Here is a 484-nt window from a genome sequence, read left to right as displayed (position 1 = left end):
CCAGTTGGGCATCGCGCTCAAGCTGATCTATTGGCGCATTAAGATTGCTGGTTCTATCGAAGGTAAAGGTTTCTTCTTCGCTGTCCTCAGGCATATAGATCTTGTATGGGGTTTCTTCTGCAAGCGCTTCAGTAGATGGCGCGAGCAACGGATCTTCTGTTATCGGACTCTCAGTATTCTCTAAGGTAGGTTGCAGAGCTTCAGGGGAAGTATCTGCATAAACCAACTTTTGATCGTCAAGGCGCGTAGGTTCAAGCACCTGCTCTTTATCACCACGGACAAAGTTCAGGCTAGAGGTCACGCACCACAAGGTGCCCTGACCGATTCGTTCAACAATCGATAGCCAAGAGATACCGGTAAACAGAGTGAAAGATGCACCCCAGAAAAACAGCAGCGCAAGGGTACTGCCCAGGCTGTTGAGCGTTGGAAGCGCCAGACTGGTGATCACATCACCCACCACGCCACCGGATGAGAAGTACCAGAT

At 50.4% G+C, this 484-nt stretch carries 1 protein-coding gene; it reads right to left on the bottom strand.

Annotation, left to right across the window (positions count from 1 at the left end):
* The coding region (locus AB4585_RS24395) for a DNA translocase FtsK 4TM domain-containing protein (protein WP_372171330.1) at positions 1–484 on the bottom strand (484 nt) is incomplete at both ends.

The organism is Vibrio sp. 10N.222.49.C9 (genome assembly GCF_041474985.1).
Classification (GTDB): Bacteria; Pseudomonadota; Gammaproteobacteria; order Enterobacterales; family Vibrionaceae; genus Vibrio; species Vibrio crassostreae_C.
Note: the sequence above shows the minus strand (reverse complement) of the source record. Positions and strands in the feature narration are given on the sequence as shown.